The organism is Streptomyces sp. SD31, from assembly GCF_052068475.1.
Classification (GTDB): Bacteria; Actinomycetota; Actinomycetes; order Streptomycetales; family Streptomycetaceae; genus Streptomyces.
In genome coordinates this window covers 1-21623 of the sequence record NZ_JBQHCX010000010.1, presented here as the reverse complement: position 1 = coordinate 21623, position 21623 = coordinate 1, and the positions used below count along the sequence as shown (strand labels likewise).

Genomic DNA, 21623 nt, shown 5'->3' with positions numbered 1-21623 from the left:
CCCCACGGCTCCTGCGCCACATGCCGCACCTCGCGGCGCTGCGCGACGGCGGCTTCGGTGCCCGCCTGGACACCGTCCTGCCCGCGGTCACCTGCTCGGTGCAGTCCACCCTGCTGACCGGGGAACCGCCGGCCGGCCACGGCATCGTCGGCAACGGCTGGTACTTCCGCGAGCTCGGCGAGGTGCTGCTGTGGCGGCAGCACAACCGGCTCGTCGGCGGCGAGAAGATCTGGCAGGCGGCCCGCGCGCTGCGGCCCGGCTACACCGTCGCCAACGTCTGCTGGTGGTACGCGATGGGTGCCGACGTCGACTGGACCGTCACCCCCCGGCCGGTGTACTACGCCGACGGCCGCAAGGAGCCCGACTGCTACACCCGGCCGCCCTCGCTCCACGAGGAGCTGACCGAACGCCTCGGCCGCTTCCCGCTGTTCCGCTACTGGGGGCCCACCGCGGACATCGTCTCCTCCCGCTGGATCGTCGACGCCGCCCGCTACCTGCTGCGCACCCACCGGCCCGACCTGAACCTGGTCTACGTGCCGCACCTCGACTACGACCTCCAGCGGTACGGGCCCGACAGCCGCCAGGCCCGCCGCGCCGCCGCCGAGCTGGACCGGACCCTGGCACCGCTGCTCGACGACGCCCGCCGCGAGGGCGTCACCGTCGTGGTGCTGAGCGAGTACGGCATCACCCCGGTCAGCAGGCCCGTCCACATCAACCGGGCGTTGCGGCGGGCCGGTCTGCTCACCGTGCACACCCAGGACGGCATGGAGTACCTGGACCCTTGGACGTCCCGGGCCTTCGCCGTCGCCGACCACCAGGTGGCGCACGTCTACGTACGCGACCCGGCCGACCGGCCCCGCGTCGCCGAACTGCTGCACGGCCTCGCCGGCGTGGCGCAGGTGCTCGACGAGACCGGCAAGAAGGAGCACGGCCTCGACCACGAGCGCGCCGGTGAACTCGTCGCGGTCGCCGCGCCGGAGGCCTGGTTCACGTACTACTACTGGCTGGACGACGCACGGGCCCCCGACTTCGCCCGCACCGTCGAGATCCACCGCAAGCCCGGCTACGACCCGGCGGAACTGCACTTCGACCACACCGACCCGAAGGCCAGGCTCCGCGCGGCGGCCGCCCTGGCCCGCAAGAAGCTGGGCCTGCGCTACACGATGAACGTGATCCCGCTGGACCCCTCCCGGGTGCGCGGCAGCCACGGACGGCTGCCCGACGACCCCCGGGACGCTCCCGTGCTCCTCGTCTCCGATCCCAGGGCGCGCCCCCGGGACGCCGTCGCCGCGACCGAGGTCAAGGACCTGCTCCTCGAACTGGCCGAGCTGGGGGACTGACCCCAGGCCTGTGAAACGTGACCGCGGAGACGGAACCGGGATATCCGTTCATGCTCAGTCGATACGCGGCCGATAACGCGCCGCCATAGCGTCCGGAGTGCACGCAAAATACCGTGGACGGAGGCTCTGTAAATGGCTGCGAATGCCGAACGATCGGCTCCGCGCTACGACGTGACACTGGACCCGTCGGATGCGGAACTCGTCGAGGAAGTAGCCTGGAAACTCGCCACTCAGGCGACCGGACGCCCAGACGACGTCGAATGGGTCGAGGCCGCCAGGAATTCATGGCACGAATTGCCGGTCGCCCTGCGCAGAACCCTCGCCGAATTCCGTCGGGATTCCGGCCCCGGCGGCGGGCTGCTGCTGCGCGGACTGCCCGTCGACGCCCTGGGCCTGCCGCCGACCCCGAGCGTCAACGGCTCCGTACAGCGTGAGCCCGCACTGGGCGCCGCCGTCCTGCTGATGATCGCCTGCGGTCTCGGCGACCCCGGCGCGTTCCGGCCCGAGAAGGGCGGTGCCCTCGTCCAGGACGTCGTGCCCGTCCCGGGCATGGAGGAGTTCCAGGGCAACGCCGGCTCGACGCTGCTGACCTTCCACAACGAGAACGCCTTCCACGAGCACCGCCCCGACTTCGTGATGCTGCTGTGCCTGAGGGCCGACCCCACCGGCCGCGCCGGCCTGCGGACGGCCTGCGTCCGGCAGGTGCTCCCGCTGCTCTCCGACCACGCCCTGGAGACCCTGTGGGCCCCGGAGTTCATCACCGCGCCCCCGCCCTCCTTCAACATGGGCGACGTCGAGGAGCCGCCCGCCCCGGTCCTCACCGGCGACCCGTCGGACCCCGACATCCGGGTCGACCTGGCGGCCACCAAGCCGGTCACCCACCGGGCCGCCGAGGCTCTGCGCGAACTGCAGGACCACTTCGACGCGACCGCGGCGACCCACCGCCTCGCTCCGGGAGAGCTGGCGATCGTCGACAACCGCGTCACCGTCCACGGCCGTACCGAATTCACTCCCCGCTACGACGGCACCGACCGCTGGCTGCAGCGCACCTTCGTGATGACCGATCTGCGTCGCTCGCGCGCGATGCGCCCGGCTGACGGCTATGTGCTCGGAGACGTGGCGCAGCCCGCCTGACCGGCGAATCCCCCGCAGTGAAACAGGAGTTGGAGTCCGATGACGAGCACGCAGACCAGGGAGCGGCCGCCCGCTCCGCGCGCCGGGGCGGCGATCACGCCGAAGCCGGAGCCGCCCGCCCCGCCGGCCCGGAAGGTCGGATTGCGCTCCCTGTTCCCGTATCTCCAGGGCCACTGGCCGACCTTGGGGATCGTTGCGGTGCTCTCCCTGGTCGTGACCCTCCTTACCCTCAGCCAGCCGGTGCTGACCCGTGACGTGCTGGCCGACATCGAGGCCGACAAGCCGGTGGGCCGGCTGGTGGCGCTGCTCATCGGCGTCCTCATCGTGGTGGCCGTGCTCAGCGGAGTGCGCGACTACATGCTGCAGCGCGCCGCCGAGGGCCTCGTCCTCACCGCCCGCCGCCGCCTGGTGGCCCGGCTGCTCAGGCTGCCCATCACGGAGTACGACCAGCGCCGCACCGGAGACCTGCTCTCCCGCGTCGGCGCCGACACCACGCTGCTGCGCGCGGTGGTCACCTCGGGCCTGTTCGACACCGTGACCAACGTCGTCATGGTCGGCGGCTCCGCGGTCATGATGTGCCTGATCGACCCCACCCTGTTCGCGGCCACCGCCCTGGGCCTCGGCCTGGGCGTCGTCGCGGTCGTCGGGCTCTCCCGCCGGGTGCGCGGAGCGTCCCGGGACGCCCAGGACCGCATCGGTGAGATGACGTCCGCCGTGGAGCGGGCGATCTCCGCCGTCCGCACGATCCGCGCCAGCGGCGCCGAAGAGCGGGAGGCGCGCGCCGTCGACGGCTACGCCAAGGACGCCTACACCGCCGGAATGCGCATCGCCAAGCTCCAGGCGATGATCAACCCGATCACCTCGACCACCATCCAGGTGGCGTTCCTCGTCGTCCTCGGCCTCGGCGGCGCCCGGGTGGCCAGCGGCGCGATCCAGGTCGGCGACATGGTCGCGTTCGTGCTCTTCCTGTTCATGCTCTGGTTCCCGCTCGGCCGCGCGCTGACCGCCTACTCCCGGCTCCAGTCGGGGCTCGGCGCCCTTCAGCGCATCGAGGAGATGGTGGACCTGCCGCAGGAGACCGACACCGCCGGTGCGGCCGACGCCGCCGACGCACCCGGCATCCCGCGGACGCCGCCCGGCGGCGCGCTCTCGGTACGCGAACGGACCCGGCCCGAGGCGGACACCGGCGCCGGACGGCCGCCCGCCATCGAGTTCGACCGGGTCAGCTTCGGCTACGCCGGCGGCGAGAGAGTCCTGCGGGACGTGTCCCTCACGGTCCCCCGAGGCACCCGCACCGCGCTGGTCGGCCCGTCCGGAGCGGGCAAGTCCACCCTGCTGTCGCTGGTGGAACGGTTCTACGACGTCACCTCGGGCGCCGTGAAGGTCGGCGGGATCGACGTACGCGACCTGCCGCGCCGCGAACTGCGGCACAGCCTCGGCTATGTCGAGCAGTCGGCGCCGGTCCTCGCCGGAACCGTCCGTGACAACCTCTCCCTGGCCTCGCCCGACGCCACCGACGACGACATGCGCGAGGTGCTGCGCTCGGTCAACCTCGAAGACGTGATCATGCGTGCGCCGCTCGGCCTGGACACCCAGGTCGGAGAGGGCGGCGTCCTGCTGTCCGGCGGGGAACGCCAACGCCTCGCCCTGGCCCGCACGTTCCTGGCCGCGCCGCCGATCATGCTGCTCGACGAGGCGACCAGCAACCTCGACGCCCGCAACGAGGCCCTCATGCGGAACGCGATCAGTACGGTCACCGCCGACCGGACCCTGCTCGTGGTCGCCCACCGGCTCTCCACCGTCGTGGACAGCGACCAGATCGTGGTCCTCGAACACGGCGAGGTCGTCGCCGCGGGCCGGCACGACGAACTGACCGGCAGCAGCCCGCTCTACCGCGAACTCGCCAGCCACCAACTGCTCATCGAGTGACAATCGAGTGACAGAGTGACACCGCGACGAAGGGGCCTCCCGGTCGATGACCGGGAGGCCCCTTCGTCGCGCCCTGCGGTGCGCCCCGTCAGGCCGCCGTCGCCAGGCAGTGCCCGACCCGTTCCCGGGTCAGCTCCCAGGCGGCGTCGAGCCGTACCGCGCGCTCCCTCGACGCGTCGTCCGTCAACCGCTGGTGGGCGCGCCGCTCGCGATACAGCAGCAGCGTCAGGTTCAGCAGGAAGGGCGCGAGCCCGTCCCGTACGTCACCGCGCCCGGCCACCTCCGTCTCGATCCGCTCCCGGGCGCCCGGAACCTCCCCCAGGAGCATCCAGAGCTGGGCCAGATCGAGGCAGGGCAGATACACCGCGCTGCTCGCCCAGTCGATCAGGGCATGTCCACCACCGGTGCGGACCACGTTGGCGAGCACCAGGTCCCCGTGTCCGAACTCCCGCGGCTGCCCGGACAGTTCGAGGAGCGCGAGCATCGCCGTCCAGTCCGTCTCGTCGAACACGCCCTGGGCGTACATGCCTTCCAGCATGGGCCGGTAGTCGACCCACCACTCGCGTGACGTGCTGGGGTGCCAGTGCCGCAGACGCTCCACGGCATCGAGCACGCCGGCCAGATCCTCGCCGGAGACGGGGCCGGCCGGGAACCGGTCCGGCGCCACCACCTCCCCGGCCAGCCGTTCCATCACGAGCACCGCGCGCTCCTTGTCGGAGCCGAAGCGACGCGGCACCGGCACCGGAGGGGGTGCCGCGTCGAAGAGGTCGTACGCCTCGATCTCGCGCAGGCACTGCCGGCGCCAGTCGGGCGTACGGACCTTGGCGAGGGCCTCGATGCCGTCCAGCGAGCCGCCGACCACCAGGGATGTGCGGCTGCGGTAGACGACCTCCGAGGGCTCGAAGCCGGGGCACACCTCGAGTGCCAGAGCGAGCAGCTCTCCGTCGCCGGCCGTCAGATCCTCTTCGAGCCCGGCCTTCACTGTGCTCCCCTTCATCGCCTCATTCCCTTCATCCGCCTCATCCCCTTCGTCTGCTTCACCTGCTTCACCTGCTTCATCCGCGCAGGAATTCGACGATGCTCTTGTTCACCGCGTCCGGAGACTCCAGATAGCCGTAGTGCCCGCAGTCGGGCACGACCTCGAACTCGGCACCGGGGATCGCGTCGGCCACCTCCCGGCCCAGGCCGGGCGGGGCGATCAGGTCGTCCTGGAAGGCGATGACCCGGGTGGCGGCCCTGATGCCGCGGTAGGCCTCCCGCCGGTCCGGCATGAGGCCCACCCCGAGCTGTGCCCGGTGCCCCGGTCCGGAGGCACGGGTCAGCTCCAGCATGTCGAGCCAGTCGCGTGCCTGCTGGTCGTCGTCGAGGGTGCGGGGCGAGAGGTTCTGCATGGCCTGCACGACCGCCGCGTAGGCGGCGGGCAGCTCCACGCCCCGGTCGTACAGCTCGATCTCCGCGCGGGACAGCGCGTCGCGCAGCACGTCGGGGCGGGCCCGGGTGGCCATCAGGACCATGCGGCTGACGAGTTCGGGCCGGACCAGGGCGAGCTCCTGCGCGATGTGCGCCCCCATCGAGATGCCCGCCACCAGGCAGGGGCCCAGGCGCAGTTCCTCGATGAGCGCCGCGGTGTCGGCGACCAGGTCGTCGATGCCGAAGCCGGCGGGGCACTCGTCGCTCGGGGCGATGCCGCGGTTGTCGAAGCTGATCACCCGGAAGCCGGCGGCCACGAGGGCGGGCACCTGGTGCAGGTGCCAGGCCCGGCCGCTGCCGCCCGAGCCCATGACGAGCAGCACGGTGGGCGCGGAGGGGCCGCCGCCGGGCGGCTTGTTGTCGTAGTAGTTGAGCTTGATGTCATTGACGGTGATCACGGGCATGGTGTCGGGCGACCTCGCTCAGTCCAGTCGTTCGGTCAGGGCACGCCCGACGACCGCGAGCGCGGCGTCGGACTGGACGAGCCCGAGGTGGTCGGCGTCGACACCGACCCGCTCGATACGGCCCGTCACGTAGGGGCGCCACGATTCGGCGCCGCGGCGCGCCAGCTTGTCGCCGGGCACCCGCTCGGCCGACAGGACCAGCACGTCGCCGTCGAAAGCGCCCGGCGTGTGGCCGCGCATCAGCCCGGCGTTGTTCATGAACACCTTGAGGACCGCGGCCAGTTCGGCCTCGTCGAGCCGGCCCATCGGGTCACCGGCGGCGTTCAGGAACGCCCGGTAGCGGGCCGCGGGGAACGCGCCGTCGGCGAGCTCCTCGGTGCCGATGTCGAACCCGGCGTCGCGCAGATTGTGCGCGAACACCTCGGCCAGCGGGGTCTCCTCGCCCTGCGTCACGCGGCGCGGGTAGGCGTCCAGGAACGCCAGGAGCTCCACCTCCTGGCCGCGTGCGCGCAGCTCGCCCGCCATGGCGAAGGCCACGTTGCCGCCGAGCGACCAGCCGAGCAGCCGGTACGGCCCCTGCGGCTGCGCCTGCTGGACCAGATCGGCGTACTCGGCGGCCATCTCCTCCAACGTGTCGGGCAGCCGCCCGTCGCCGTCGAGGCCCGCGGCCTGGATGCCGTACACCGGGATGTCGGCGGGCAGATGGCGGACGAGACCCGAGTAGCACCAGCTCATGCCGGACCCGGGGTGGACGCAGAACACCGGACGCCGTGAGCCGGACGCCCGCAGCGGAAGGAGGCGCTCCATCGGCTCGTGGTCGCCGCGCGCGGCGAGCCGCGCCGAGAGGTCCGCGACCGACGGCGCGGCGAACAGGTCGCGCACGGCCATCTCCACGCCCAGCTCGGCGCGGGCCCGCTCCACGAGCCGGATCGCCAGGAGCGAGTGGCCCCCCAGGTCGAAGAACCCGTCGTCGGGACCGACCAGGTCCAGTTCCAGCACCTCGGCGAAGAGCCGGCACAGGGCCTCCTCGCGCGGCGTGCGCGGGGCCCGCCCGTCCGTGGCGCGGTACTCGGGGGCCGGCAGTGCGCGGTGGTCCAGCTTGCCGTTCGCGGTGAGCGGCAGCGCGTCCAGGACGACGAAGGCGGCGGGCACCATGTACTCGGGCAGGAGCTCGCGCAGCCGCTGTCGCAGCGTGGCGGTGTCCACGGCCGTACCGGCGTCCGGCACGACGTAGCCGACCAGGCGGCGGTCGCCGGGCGAGTCCTCGCGGACCAGGACCGCCGCCCGCCGGATCCCCGCCTGGCGGGTCACCACGGTCTCGATCTCCGCCGGTTCGACGCGCATGCCGCGCAGCTTGATCTGCGTGTCGGTACGGCCCAGGTACTCCAGGGCGCCGTCGGCGTTCCAGCGGACCAGGTCTCCGGTGCGGTACATCACGCCGCCCGCGGGCCCGTACGGACTCGCCACGAAACGGCCCGCGGTGAGGGACGGCCTGCCGAGGTAGCCGCGGGCGAGCCCGGGACCCCGTACGTACAGCTCGCCGGGCACACCCGGCGGCACCGGCTGGAGCGCGCCGTCCAGGACGTGCACGGCGGTGTCGGCGATCGGGGCGCCGATCGGCGGGACGACCGAACCCGTCAGCGGGCCGCTCATGGTCGCGCAGACCGTCGCCTCCGTCGGGCCGTACGAGTTGAGCATCAGGCGCCCCGAGGACCAGCGTTCGACCAGCTCCGGCGGGCAGCTCTCGGCGGCGACGACCAGCGTCATGCCGGCGGGCAGCGCCCCCTCGGGGATCAGCTGGAGCACCGCCGGCGGGATCGCCGCGTGCGTGACCGCCTGCCGCACCGCGAGGTCCGCGAGGGCCGGGCCCGGGGTGATGCCGGGCTCCGCGACGACCAGGGTCGACCCGGTCAGCAGGCCCATCGACAGTTCCCAGAACCCGCCGTCGAAGGAGGGGGACAGGTGGTGCAGGACGCGGCTGCCGGGGACGACCCCGCAGTGCGCGGTGAAGATGTCCACCAGGCCGGGCAGCCCCGCGTGCGTGACGGTCACGCCCTTGGGGCGGCCGGTCGTGCCGGACGTGTAGATGACGTAGGCGGGGTGCGACGGCAGGAGCGGCGCGAGCCGGTCGGTGTCGGTCAGGTCACCCGCCGCCTCGCCGGCCGCCGGCTCCTCGTCCAGCAGGATCCGGGGCACGGCCACGTCCGGGAGCGAGGCGGCGACGCCGCTCGTGGTGAGGAGCGCCACCGGTGCCGCGTCCTGGAGCGTCCCGGCGATCCGTTCGGCCGGGTGCCCCGGGTCGAGCGGCAGATAGGCCGCACCGGCCTTGACCACCGCGAGGACGGCGACGGCCAGCTCCGGGGAGCGGGGCAGCGCCAGTGCGACCCGGCGCTCGGGCCCGGCACCCCGCGCGACCAGCAGCCGGGCCAGCCGGTTGGCGCGCGCGTTGAGTTCCCCGTAACTCAGCGACTGGTCACCGAAGACGAGGGCCTCGGCGTCGGGCCGCTCCCGTACATGCCGCTCGAAGAGGTCCGGCAGCGTGGCCGGAGTCAGGCCCTTGGCTGTGGCGTTCCACTCCTCGACGACCCGGTGCCGTTCCTCGGGACCGAGGACGTCGATCCGGCTCAGCGGCAGGTCGGGGCGGCCGGCCGCCCCGGCGAGCACCCGCACGAACCGGTCGACCAGCGCCTGGGCGGTGCCGCGGTCGAACAGGTCGGTCCGGTAGTCGAGGACGCCCACGATCCCGGCGGGGGCGTTGTCCGCGGCCCGGCGCTCCGACACCGAGAACCCGAGGTCGACCTTTGCGGCGGTCGCCGCCGTGCCGCCCAGGCCGGAGATGACCAGACCGCCCGGCAGGGACGGGGCGCCCTGGGCGGCGGCCTCCCCGCCCGTCCGCTGCGGGCCCGCGCTCTGCAGCGCGAGCACCACCTGGAACAGGGGGTGGTGGGAGAGGGAGCGGGTGGGGTTGAGGGCCTCCACCAGCCGCTCGAACGGGAGCTCCTGGTGGGCGTAGGCGGCCAGGTCGGTGTCCCGGACGCGGCCCAGGAGGTGCCGGAAGGTGGGGTTGCCGCTGGTGTCGGTGCGCAGGACGAGGGTGTTGACGAAGAAGCCGATGAGGTCGTCGGTGGCGTCGTCGGTGCGACCGGCGATGGGAGTGCCGATGGGGATGTCCTCGCCCGCGCCGTGCCGGGCGAGCAGCGTGGCGAGCGCGGCCTGCAGGACCATGTAGAGGGTCGTGTCGGTGGCGCGCGCCAACTCGGTGAGCCGGGCGTGCAGTTCCGCGGGAACGGCGAAGGACACCCGGTCGCCGGTGTGGTCGGCGGTGGCGGGGCGGGGCCGGTCGGCGGGCAGGTCGAGCTGCTCGGGCAGCCCGGCCAACTGTTCCTTCCAGTACGCGAGTTGCCTGCCGGCGATGCTGTCGGCGTCGGCGTCGTCGCCGAGGACCTCCTGCTGCCACAGGGCGTAGTCGGCGTACTGGACCGGCAGCGGCTCCCACACGGGCGCCCGGCCCGCGCACCGGGCCGTGTACGCGCTCGTCAGGTCGTGCGCGAGCGGGGCACGGGACCAGGCGTCACTGGCGATGTGGTGGATGAGCAGCAGCAGGACGTGCTCCTGCGCGGAGAGGCGCAGCAGACGGGCGCGCACGGGAATCTCGGCACCGAGGTCGAAGCAGTGACGGGCCGCCCGCGCCAGATCGGCCTCGTACTCGGCCTCGGTGGTGTCGGCCGTCTCGAAGGCGAGCGGGACGTCCTCGGGGCCCAGCACCACCTGCCGGGGCCCGTGCTCGTCCTCGGTGAACGTCGTCCGCAGGACCTCGTGACGGGCGATCACGTCCAGCAGCGCCCGGCGCAGGGCCTCCTGGTCCAGAGGGCCCATGAGGCGAAGCGCCGTCGGGATGTTGTAGGTGGGGCTGGGGCCCTCGAGCCGGTGGAGGAACCACAGGCGTCGCTGGGCGTAGGAGAGGGGGATGCGCTCGGGCCGCGGGCGCGCCGTGAGAGCGGTGCGCGCCCGGCCGGCCCGGTCGAGCACCCCGGTGAGCGCGGCGATCGTCGGCGTCTCGAAGAACTGGCGGATGGAGAGCTCGGCGCCCAGCGTCGTACGGATGCGGCTGACGAGGCGGGTGGCGAGCAGGGAGTGCCCGCCCAGGTCGAAGAAGTTGTCGTCGATCGTGACCTGCGGCAGCGAGAGGACCTCCGCGTAGAGGCCGCAGAGGATCTCCTCACGGGGGGTGCGGGGCGCCCGCCCCGAGACCCGGCCGGTGTAGGTGGGGGCGGGCAGGGCCGCGCGGTCCAGCTTGCCGTTCGGGCTGAGCGGCAGGGCGTCCAGGGTGACGAACGCCGACGGCATCATGAAGTCGGGGAGTTCGCGGCCCAGCGCGGTGTACGCCGCCGCCTCGTCCCACACGCCGCGGTCCGCCACGACGTACGCGACGAGGCGCTGGTCGCCGGGCTGGTCCTCACGCAGCACGACCGCCGCCTGGGCGGCGCCCGGCAGGGCCACGACGGCGGCCTCGATCTCGCCGAGTTCGATGCGGTACCCGCGCAGCTTGATCTGGCGGTCCGCGCGGCCGACGAACGTCAGCTCGCCCACGTCGTTCCAGCGGGCGACATCGCCCGTGCGGTACATACGGCTGCCCGCCGCGCCGAACGGGTCGGCCGTGAACCGCTCGGCGGTCAGCCGGCTGCGGCCCAGATACCCGCGCGCCAGCTGAACGCCCGCCAGATACACCTCACCGTCCAGGCCGGGGGCGACCGGCCGCAGCGCCGAGTCGAGGACGTACAGCCGCACCCCCTCGTGCGGGGTGCCGATCGGCACCGGCCCCGGCGGCAGCGCGGTGTCCGGCCTGATCCAGTGCTCCAGGCAGTGGCCCGTGGCCTCGGTCGGACCGTAGACGTTCACCACGGTCACTTCCGGCATGCCCGCGCGCCACGGAGCGAGGACCTCGCCGCGCAGTTCCTCGCCGCCCAGCGTGAGGATCCCGGAGGGCGAGACGGTCTCGGGCATCGTCGCGAGCAGAGCCAGGTGCGACGGGGTGCCCTTCATGAACGTCGCCCGGCGGAACCCGGGTTCGGTCACGGCCGTCTCGGCGAGATCCCGCAGATCCGTCAGGCGCACGCAGCCGCCGCTGATCAGCGGGGCGTGCAGCGAGCCGACACTCTGGTCGAACGACGCCGAGGCCTGCATCACGGACAGCCCCGAGATGTCCGGGGCCTGCGAGGAACGGCAGTGTCTGACGAACGCCGACAGCGCCTGGTGCTCGATGACGACGCCCTTGGGGCGGCCCGTCGAGCCCGACGTGTAGATGATGTACGCCGGGTGGCGCGGCAGCAGCGGGCCGCTGCGGTCCGCGTCGACGAGGTTGATCCCGGAGTGCTGACGCAGCGACCTCCCGGTCTGCGGGTCGTCCATGACGAACGTCAGCGGGCCGCAGCACTCCTCCCGCACCTGGGGGTCCACGTCGGACGTGGTCAGGACCAGCGCCGGGTCGGAGTCCTCGATCATGTGCCGGATGCGGTCGGCCGGGTACTCCGGGTCGATCGGCACATACATGCCGCCCGCCTTGAGCACCGCGAGCATGCCGACCACGAGCTCGGTGCGGCGCGGCACCGCGATCGCCACGGGGCGCTCGGGGCCGACGCCCAGCTGGACCAGGCGGCGCGCCAGACGGTTGGCGGACGCGTTGAGTTCGGCGTAGGACAGAGCCCCGTCGGGGGCGATCAGCGCCGTCTTGCCGGGGGTGCGGGCCACCTGCTCCTCGAACAGGTCCGTGAACCGCTCGGCGGGCCGCACGTCGTCCGAGCCGCTCCACTTCTCCAGGACCGTGCTGCGCACCTCCGGGTCCAGGAGCGCGACCGCACCCACCGCGGTCCCCGGAGTGTCCAGGATCGTCCTGAGCGCCCGGCGGAACGCGGCGATCACCGACCTGACCTGCTCGGCGTCGAAGACCTGCGGAAGATAGCCCAGCGAGAACCGCAGGGTCTCGCGCGGCAGGGCGAGCAGGCCCAGCGGATAGTGCATCTGGTCCCGCGAGTGGACCTTCAGGACCGTGGGGAGGTCCGCGTCGGGACCGGCGCCCGGGGGCCGGCCGCGGCTGGAGTTCAGCGGATAGTTCTCGAACACCATGGCCGTGTCGAACAGTTCACCCGAGCCCGCCCAGCGCTGGATGTCCGCGAGAGACACCCACTGGTGGTCGATCAGCCGCGCCTGCTCGCTCTGCACCCGGCGCAGGAAGCCCGTCAGCGACTCCGCGGGCCGCAGCCGGACACGCAACGGCAGGGTGTTCATGAACAGGCCGACCATCGTGTCGACGCCGGGCAGCTCGGGCGGGCGGCCGCTGACCGTCACCCCGAACACCACGTCGTCACGGCCCGTCAGATGCGACAGGACCAGGGCCCAGGCCCCCTGGATCACGGTGTTGACGGTCAGCCCGTTCGACCTGGCGAACCGGGTCAGCGCGGCGCTCGCCGCCTCGTCCTCGGAGAAGTCGATCCGCTCCGGCGCAGCGGTCAGCGCCCCCCGGTCCGGCGCCACGATGCTCGGCGTGTCGAACCCGGCGAACGCCTCCGTCCACGCCTCCTCGGCCGCGTCCCGGCCGCGGCCGCCGAGCCAGTTGAGGTAGTCGCGGTACGGACGCACCCGGGGCAGCGCCGTCACGTCCCCGTGGACCGTGTACAGCGTCAGCAGCTCGCGCAGCAGCACCGGCATGGACCAGCCGTCGAGCAGGATGTGGTGGTTGGTCATCACCATGCGGTAGCGGGTCGCGCCGAGCCGGATCAGGGTGAAGCGGATCAGGGGTGGTCGGCCCAGATCGAACCGGGTCCAGCGGTCGTGCGAGGCGATCCGCTCCGCCTCCTCCTCCCGCTGCGCCTCCGCCACGCCCCGCAGGTCCTCCTCGCGCCAGGGCAGCTCGACCTTGCGGGGGATGAGCTGCACCGGACGCTTCAGCCCCTCGTGACGGAAGGCGGCGCGCAGATTCGCGTGCCGCTCCAGGAGCGCCTCGCCCGCCCGGCGCAGCCGGACCGGGTCGACGTTGCCGTCGAGCTCGATGAAGACCTGGACGTTGTAGGCGTCCAGCTCCTCGTCGTCGAAGAGGTTGTGGAACAGCATCCCCTCCTGCAGCGGGGACAGCGGCAGGATGTCTTCCAAGCCGGACTTGGCCATCAGAGGGAACCCCATTCGCTTTCGAGTCGTGTGATGTCGTCCTCGCTGAGCGAGGTGAGGGAGACGTCCGAGGGGGTCAGACCGCTCGCCTCGGGCCGGCCCGCGTGCTCGACCAGCGCCTTCAGGGCCCTGAACCAGCTTTCGCCCAGGCGCCGTACCTCGTCCTCGGAGAGGACGGCGCTCGCGTACGTCCAGACGCTGTGCAGCCTCGGCCCCTGCTCCGTGTCGTGGGCGCCCGCGACGAGTTCGACCGGATGCGCGAGCACGGTGTCCGGATGCTGGCCCGCGACGCCCCGGCCGAGCACGCTCCACGGCTCGGGCTCGGAGGCGCCGCCGGTGCCGCGGCCGCCGGTGTACCGCCCCAGGTAGTTGAACCCGTACGCGGGCGCCGGGAGTTCGGCGAACCGGTCCCGGGTGCGGGGGTTGAGGTAGCGGAGCAGGCCGTAGCCGAGCCCGTCGCCCGGTACGGCGCGCAGCTGCTCCTTCACCCGCTTCAGGGCACGCCCCGCCGCGGCCCCGCCGTCCCACACGTCGGCCCAGTCGCTGACCCCCGGGCTCAGCAGGACCGGGTGCATCGCCGTGAACCAGCCGGTGGTGCGGGTGAGGTCGGCGCCGGCAGCGACGTGCTCGTGGCGGCCGTGGCTCTCCAGGTCCACCGCGACGGGCGTCTCGGCGCTGTGGCCCCGGCCGCGCCGCCAGTCGGCGACGGCCAGGCCGAACGCGGTGAGCAGCAGATCGTTGATCTCCGCGCGGAACACTCCCGGGACCCAGGTGAGGAGGGCTTCGGTGGTGTCCGCGTCGAGGTCGAGGACGACCTGCCCGGACCGGGCGTGGGTGTCGCGCGAGGGGTCAAGGGACAGTTCGGCGGCGGGGCGGACCGCGTCCAGCCAATGGTCCGCCTCGGCCTCGGTGGCGGGACGGGCGGCGAGGTCCTGGAGCGTACCGGCCCACTGGCGCCAGGTGGTTCCGGCCGGGCTGAGCGGGCGGCCCTCGTAGGCGGCGGCCAGGTCGGGGACGAGCAGGCGCCAGCTGACGGCGTCCACGGCGAGGTGGTGGGCGACCAGGACCAGCAGTCCGTGCCGCCGCGGACCGCGGTCGATCCGGCAGGCCCGCAGCACCCGCCCCTCGGCCGGGTCGAGCCGGTCGCGTGCGGCCGCGGCCGACGCGGCGACGACGGTGTGCAGTTCGGCGTCGTCGAGGTCCGGTGCGCTGTGGTGCGTGAGGAGACCGGCCGCGTCCACGGACCCGGGTTCGAGGATGGACATGGTCCAGTCGTCGGCGACCCGCAGGCGCAGCGTGTCGTGCCGGTCGACGACGGCCTGCACAGCCGCCACGAGCCGTTCCTCGTCGAGGTCCGCGGGGACGGACACCACCACGGACTGGTTGAACGGGGCGACGGGCCCGCCCAGTTCGGCGAACCACCGCATGATCGGCGTGGCCGGCACCGGCCCGCTCGCCCCCTGTTCCTCGGCGTCCGCGGGACCCGTCTCCGGCTCCGCGTCACCCAGCGCCTCGGCGATGTGGGCGACGCTCTGGTGCTCGAAGACGTCCCGCACGGAGAGGGCGAGGCCCTGTGCGCGGGCCCGGCTGACGAGCTGGATGGACAGGATGCTGTCGCCGCCCAGGTCGAAGAAGCCGTCGTCCACACCGACGGACTCCAGTCCCAGCGCCTCGGCGAACAGCGCGCACAGCAACTCCTCGCGCGGCGTGCTCGGCGCCCGGCCCGTGCTGATCGTCGCGTAGTCCGGCGCGGGCAGCCGCCCCCGGTCCAGCTTGCCGTTGGCCGTCAGCGGCAGCTCGTCCAGGCGGACGAACGCCGACGGCACCATGTAGTCGGGCAGCGCGTCCTGCAGATGCCCCCGCAGCTCCGCGTCCGTCGGCACCGGACCGGCCCCCGCCACCAGGTACGCGACCAGACGCCGGTCGCCCGGCCGGTCCTCCCGTACGACCGCGACGGCCTCCGGCACCCCGGGGTGCCGCGACAGAGCGGACTCGACCTCGCCCAGCTCCACCCGGAAGCCCCGGATCTTCACCTGGTCGTCGACCCGGCTGATGAACTCCAGGTCGCCACGGCGGTTCCAGCGCACGATGTCACCGGTGCGGTACATCCGCTCGCCCGGCCCCTCGAAGGGGTTGGCGACGAACCGGGAGGCGCTCTGCCCGGGCCGGTTGAGGTAGCCACGCGCCAACTGCACACCGGACACGTACAACTCGCCCGGCACACCGGCCGGCACGGGCTGCAGATACGGGTCGAGCACCAGCATCCGGGTGTTGGGGAACGGGCGGCCGATGGTCAGCACGCCATCCGCGAGGTCGTCCGGCGACTCGACGCGCCAGGTGGTGCAGCCGACGATCGTCTCGGTCGGGCCGTACTCGTTGAGCACGGTGGCCCCCGGGTGCGCCGCGAGCAGCGTCCGCACCGCGCGACCGGTCAGCGACTCGCCGCCGAGGACCAGCTCCCCGCGCGGCACACAGGCCCCGGGCAGCTCCGTGATCAGCGGCAGATGGCTCGGCGTCGCCTTCAGGAACGTCATCTGCGGCAGGTCGGCGGGCACGTCACCGGCCAGGGACCGCTCGTGCAGCTCCTCCAGGTCGGCGAGGTGCACGCAGCCGCCGTTCAGCAGCGGCGCGAACAGGCCCGTGACCGTCAGGTCGAAGGACAGCGGCGAGTGCAGCAGCGCGTGGCCCGCCACCCCCGGGTACAACTCCGCCGACACCGCCAGGTAGTTGACGACCGGCTGGTGCTCGACCAGCACACCCTTGGGGCGGCCCGTCGAACCCGACGTGTAGATGATGTAGGCCGCGTTCCACGGGGACAGCGGCTGCGTCCGGTCCTCGTCCGTCAGATCGTGCGCGGGCTGCCCGGCGAGCCGCCCGGTCACGTCCGGGCTGTCCAGGACCAGCCGGGCCAGCTCCGCGGGGAAGACGTCGTCGGGGACCGACAAGGTGGTCAGCGCGCAGATCGGGTCAGCGTCCTCGATCATCGTCGCGATCCGCTCACGCGGACTGCTCGGGTCGACCGGCAGATACGCGGCACCGGTCTTCAGCACCGCGAGGACCGCCACCCCCATCTCCACCGACGGCGGCAACGAGATCGCCACCACCTGCTCGGGGCCCGCCCCGCACTCCGCGAGGAGATGGGCGAGCCGGTTGGCGCGGAAGTTGAGTTCGGCGTACGACAGCGTCGTCCCGTTCGCGGAGAACGCGGGCCGCCGAGGCGTCCTCGCCACCTGCTCCTCGAACAGCTCGGGCAGCGTCGCCTCCCGCTGCTCACGCGCGGTGTCGTTCCACCCCACCAGCAACTGCTGCCGCTCGGCCGGGTCCAGCAGGCCGATCCCGCCGATCGGCCGGTCCGGGTCCGCCGTGACCGAGCCGAGCACGCCGAGCAGCCGCGAGATGATCGACTCGGCGGTCTCCCGGTCGAACAGCTCCGTGCGGTACTCCAGCGAACCCCGCATGCCCGTCGGCGCACCGGACTCGTCGTGCCCCTCGCCGAGGGTGAGCGACAGATCGAACTTCGCCACCCCGGTGGCCGCCGCCATCCGGGTCGCGTTCAGCAGCGTGCCGCCCCCGGCGACAGCCGCCCGGTCCTCGTCGCGCACCGCGCCCGCCGTGTTGTTGAACGTGATCATCACCTGGTACAGCGGGTGATGGGCGAGGCTGCGGGTGGGGTTGAGCGCCTCCACCAGCCGCTCGAACGGCACCTCCTGGTGGGCGTACGCGGCGAGATCCCTCTCCCGCACCCGGCCCAGGAGATCGCGGAAGGTGGGGTTGCCACTGGTGTCGGTGCGCAGCACCAGCGTGTTGACGAAGAACCCGACGAGGTCCTCGGTGGCGTCGTCGGTACGTCCCGCGACCGCCGTACCGATGGGAACGTCCTCGCCCGCTCCCAACCGCGTCAGGAGCGCGGCGAACGCCGCCTGGGTCACCATGAACAGGCTGGTGTGCGTGGCGCGGGCCAGATCCGTCAGCCGCGCGTGCAGCGCCGCGGGGATCGTGAAGGGGATGCGGTCACCGGTGTAGCCGGCGGTCGCGGGCCGGGGCCGGTCCGTGGGCAGTTCGAGCTGCTCGGGCAGCCCGGCCAGGGCATCCTTCCAGTACGCCAGCTGCCGCCCCGCCACACTCTGCGGATCGGACTCGTCCCCCAGCACGTCGTGCTGCCACAGGGCGTAGTCGGCGTACTGGACCGGCAGCGGCTCCCAGCCCGGCGCGTCGCCCGCGCAGCGCGCCGCGTACGCGGTGACGAGGTCACGGGCGAGCGGGGCCATCGACCATCCGTCGCTGGCGATGTGGTGGATCAGCAGCAGCAGGACGTGCTCGGTGTCGGAGATCCTGAACAGCCGTGCCAGGAACGGGATGTCGGCCGTCAGATCGAAGACGTGCCGGGCCGCTCGGGCCACCCGCTCCTCGACGTCCTCCTCGGTGGCGTCGACGACGTCGAGGCGGTGGCCGACCCGGTCGGCGGGCAGCACGATCTGACGCGAGCCCTCCGGGTCCTCGGCGAAGACGGTCCGCAGGCTCTCGTGCCGCGTCAGCACGTCACCGACCGCCCGGTCGAGCGCGGCCCGGTCCACCGGGCCGGTCAGCCGCAGCGCCGTGGGCACGTTGTACGTCGCCGAGGGACCCTCGAACTGGTAGAGGAACCACAGCCGTTGCTGGGCCGGAGACAGCGGGACGCGCTCCGGACGCGGCCGGGCCACGAGCGGCGCCCGCGCCCCCGCCGCCCGGTCGAGGACACCGGACAGACCGGCGATCGTCGGCGTCTCGAAGAACTGCCGCACGGACAGCTCGACCCCCAGCGCCGTCCGGATGCGGCTGACCAGACGGCTCGCGAGCAGCGAGTGCCCGCCCAGCTCGAAGAAGCTGTCGTCGATACCGATCCGGGCGGCGCCCAGCACCTCGGCGAACAGCGTGCAGAGAATCTCCTCACGCGGGCTGCGCGGGGCCCGGCCCACCGACTCGGCGGCGTAGTCCGGCGCGGGCAGCGCCTTGCGGTCCAGCTTCTTGTTCGGCGTCAACGGCAGCGCGTCGAGCGTGAGGAAAGCCGTGGGCACCATGAACTCCGGCAGCCGCAGCCGCAGATGGTCCCGCAGCACGCCCGCGCCCGGCGCCGTGTCCGCCGCGACGACGTACGCCACCAGACGCTGGTCGCCCGGCCGGTCCTCGCGCACCGCCACGGCCGCCTCCGCGACCGCCGGATGGCGTACCAGCTCCGCCTCGATCTCACCGAGCTCGATACGGAAACCACGCAGCTTGACCTGCTGGTCGACCCGGCTCAGATAGCGCAGCGCACCGTCGCGCCGACGGACCACCAGGTCGCCCGTCCGGTACATACGGGCGCCGGGCGGGCCGTACGGGTCGGCGCAGAAGCGCTCCGACGTCAGCCCCGGACGCAGGTGGTAGCCCTCCGCCAACTGCTCGCCGGACAGGTACAGCTCACCCGGCACCCCCACGGGGACCGGACGCAGCGCCCCGTCCAGCACATACGCCGACGTGTTGGCGACGGGCCGGCCGATGACGGGACCGGCCTCGGCCACGTCGGCGGCCGTGGCCCAGATCGTCACCTCCGTCGGGCCGTACAGATTGGTCACGGAACGGGCCTGGGCGGTGAGCGTGCGTGCCAGCTCGGTGGGCAGCGCCTCGCCGCCCACCAGGACGTGGACACCGGCCAGCTCACCCGTCGCCGCGGCCGCGACGCCCTGCCACAGGCTCGGCGTCGCCTGCACCATGGTGATCCGCGCCGCCGAGACGGTCCGCAGCAGCGCGTGCGGGTCCTTCGCCGTCTCCTCGTCGGCGAGCACCAGCACCGCTCCGTGCAGCAGCGGAAGGAAGAGCTCCAGACCCGCGATGTCGAAGCCGACCGTGGTGACCGCGAGAAGCCGGTCGTCGGCGCCCGGCGCGAACCGCCGACCCATGGCCGCGAGGAAGTTGCCCAGTGCCCTGAGCGGCACGACCACGCCCTTGGGGCGTCCGGTGGACCCCGAGGTGTAGATCGTGTACGCCGGATGCGCGGGGGAGAGCGACGCCCGCAGCTCCGCGTCACCGAGGTCCGTACCCGCGTACCCGGTCAGCGTCTCCTCCCCGACCGGCTCGGTCAGGGTGAGGGCCGGCGCGGCGTCGTCGAGCATGTGGCCGACGCGGTCGGCCGGGTAACCGGGGTCGATCGGCAGATAGGCCGCGCCCGACTTGAGGACCGCGAGCAGCGTGACGACCAGGTCGAGCGAGCGCGGCATCGCGACGGCCACGAACCGGCCCGGCGCCGCGCCCTGTGCGACCAGGTACCGGGCCAGCCGGTTGGCGCGTGCGTTGAGCTCCGCGTAGGACAGCCGCGCGTCCGCGAACTCCACGGCCGTCGCGTCCGGGGACCGCCGCGCCTGCCGCTCGAAGAGACGGGTCACCGACTCGGTGGGCACCTCGGCGGCGGTGTCGTTCCACTCCTGAAGGACCAGCCGCCGTTCGGCCGCGTCCATGATCTCCAACTGCCCCACGGGCCGGTTGGGATGGGCCACGGCCGCGGCCAGCAGTCGGACCAGACGGTTGGCGATGTCCTGGACGGTGGCACGGTCGAAGAGGTCCGTGCTGTACGTGACGCTGCCGCTCATGCCCTCGCAGACATTGCCGTCCCCGAACCGTTCGGCCAGCGCGAATGACAGGTCGAACCGGGCCGACACCGACTCCGACGCCATGACCTCGGCCGACAGACCGGTGAACTCCTCCCCCTCCGTCCCCTGCGTGTTGTGCAGGGTGAGCATCGTCTGGAAGAGGGGGTGGTGGGCGAGGGAGCGGGTCGGGTTGAGCGTCTCGACGAGCCGCTCAAAGGGCAGGTCTTGGTGGGCGTAGGCGGCCAGGTCGGTGTCGCGCACACGGCCCAGGAGCTGCTGGAAGGTGAGGTTGCCGCTGGTGTCGGTGCGCAGGACGAGGGTGTTGATGAAGAAGCCGATGAGGTCGTCGGTGGCGTCGTCGGTGCGTCCGGCGACGGGAGTGCCGATGGGGATGTCCTCGCCCGCGCCGAGCCGGGTGAGGAGAGCCGCGAGGGCTGCTTGCACCACCATGAACGTGGTGGTGTTGCTGGAGCGGGCCAGTTCCGTGAGCCGTGTGTGCAGCTCCGCCGGCACGGTGAACGCGATGCGGTCGCCCGAGTAGCCCGCGGTGGCGGGGCGTGCCCGGTCGGTGGGCAGGTCGAGCTGCTCGGGCAGTCCGGCCAACTGCTCTTTCCAGTATGCGAGTTGCTTACCGGCGATGCTCTCCGGATCGGCGTCGTCGCCGAGGACTTCCTTCTGCCACAGGGCGTAGTCGGCGTACTGGACGGGCAGCGGCTTCCAGCCGGGCGCGTCGCCCGCGCACCGCGCCGCGTACGCGCCCGTCAGGTCCCGAGCCAGGGGTGTGCGGGACCAGGCGTCGCTGGCGATGTGGTGGATGAGCAGCAACAGCACGTGTTCGGACTCGGAGATCCTGAACAGCCGTACCCGGATGGGGATCTCGGCCGTCAGATCGAAGGCGTGCCCGCTCGCCTCTGCCAGCCGGTCACCGACCTCCTCCTCGGTCACGTCCACGACCGCGAACGGCACCTCGGCCCGCTCGACCGGCAACACGATCTGCCGCGGCCCGAGCTCCCCCTCCGCCTCCTCCGCGAAGACGGTCCGCAGACTTTCGTGGCGGGCGACGAGGTCGCGCAGGGCGTGGTGCAGGGCGTCCTGGTCGAGGGTGCCGGTGAGGCGCAGGGCGGTGGGGATGTTGTAGGTGGGGGTGGGGCCTTCGAGCTGGTGGAGGAACCACAGTCGCTGCTGGGCGTAGGAGAGGGGGATGCGCTTGGGCCGCGGCCGTGCGGTGAGCGCGGCGCGGACGGCGCCGGACGCGTCGAGGGCGGAGGAGAGCCCGGCGATGGTGGGCGTCTCGAAGAGCTGCCGGATGGACAGTTCGACGCCCAGGGTGGTGCGGACGCGGCTGACGAGGCGGGTGGCGAGGAGGGAGTGGCCGCCCAGCTCGAAGAAGCTGTCGTCGATCCCGACATCGCTCACCGCGAGGATCTCCGAGTAGAGGGCGCAGAGGATTTCTTCGCGGGGGGAGCGGGGGGCTCGTCCGGTGGTGCGTGCGGTGTAGTCGGGGGTGGGGAGGGCTTTGCGGTCGAGTTTGCCGTTGGGGGTGAGGGGGAGGGCGTCGAGGGTGACGATGGCTGAGGGGACCA

7 protein-coding genes are annotated in these 21623 nt (G+C 72.8%); 3 read left to right on the top strand and 4 right to left on the bottom strand.

The window, feature by feature from the left end; translation table 11 throughout:
• Positions 1 to 20 precede the first annotated feature (20 nt).
• From ACTMVF_RS22125 to ACTMVF_RS22115, 3 genes are all read left to right on the top strand, one after another.
• Entirely contained in the window at positions 21 to 1340 is a 1320-nt protein-coding gene (locus tag ACTMVF_RS22125) for an alkaline phosphatase family protein (protein WP_441273089.1), read from the top strand.
• Between the two features lie 132 nt (positions 1341 to 1472).
• Positions 1473 to 2474 carry a clavaminate synthase family protein gene (locus ACTMVF_RS22120; RefSeq protein ID WP_441272825.1) on the top strand — a complete coding sequence of 334 codons (1002 nt, stop codon included), beginning with the start codon at positions 1473 to 1475 and terminating at the stop codon, positions 2472 to 2474.
• Between the two features lie 39 nt (positions 2475 to 2513).
• Positions 2514 to 4403, top strand: coding sequence for an ABC transporter ATP-binding protein (locus tag ACTMVF_RS22115; RefSeq protein WP_441272824.1), 1890 nt, complete (start codon positions 2514 to 2516; stop codon positions 4401 to 4403).
• An 88-nt stretch (positions 4404 to 4491) separates the two neighbouring features.
• Here ACTMVF_RS22115 and hasP read toward each other — a convergent pair whose 3' ends face one another.
• From hasP to ACTMVF_RS22095, 4 genes are all read right to left on the bottom strand, one after another.
• Positions 4492 to 5400: a 3-hydroxyasparagine phosphotransferase gene (hasP, locus tag ACTMVF_RS22110; RefSeq protein WP_441272823.1), complete on the bottom strand. Its 909-nt coding sequence runs from the start codon at positions 5398 to 5400 to the stop codon at positions 4492 to 4494.
• A gap of 58 nt (positions 5401 to 5458) precedes the next feature.
• Entirely contained in the window at positions 5459 to 6277 is an 819-nt protein-coding gene (locus tag ACTMVF_RS22105) for an alpha/beta fold hydrolase (RefSeq protein ID WP_441272822.1), read from the bottom strand.
• Positions 6278 to 6295: 18 nt separating this feature from the next.
• A complete protein-coding gene (locus ACTMVF_RS22100) occupies positions 6296 to 13438 on the bottom strand; it encodes an amino acid adenylation domain-containing protein (protein ID WP_441272821.1) in 7143 nt (2380 codons plus the stop codon).
• A partial coding sequence (locus ACTMVF_RS22095; RefSeq protein WP_441272820.1) for an amino acid adenylation domain-containing protein occupies positions 13438 to 21623 on the bottom strand: 8186 nt, incomplete at its 5' end. The genes ACTMVF_RS22095 and ACTMVF_RS22100, both read right to left, overlap by 1 nt.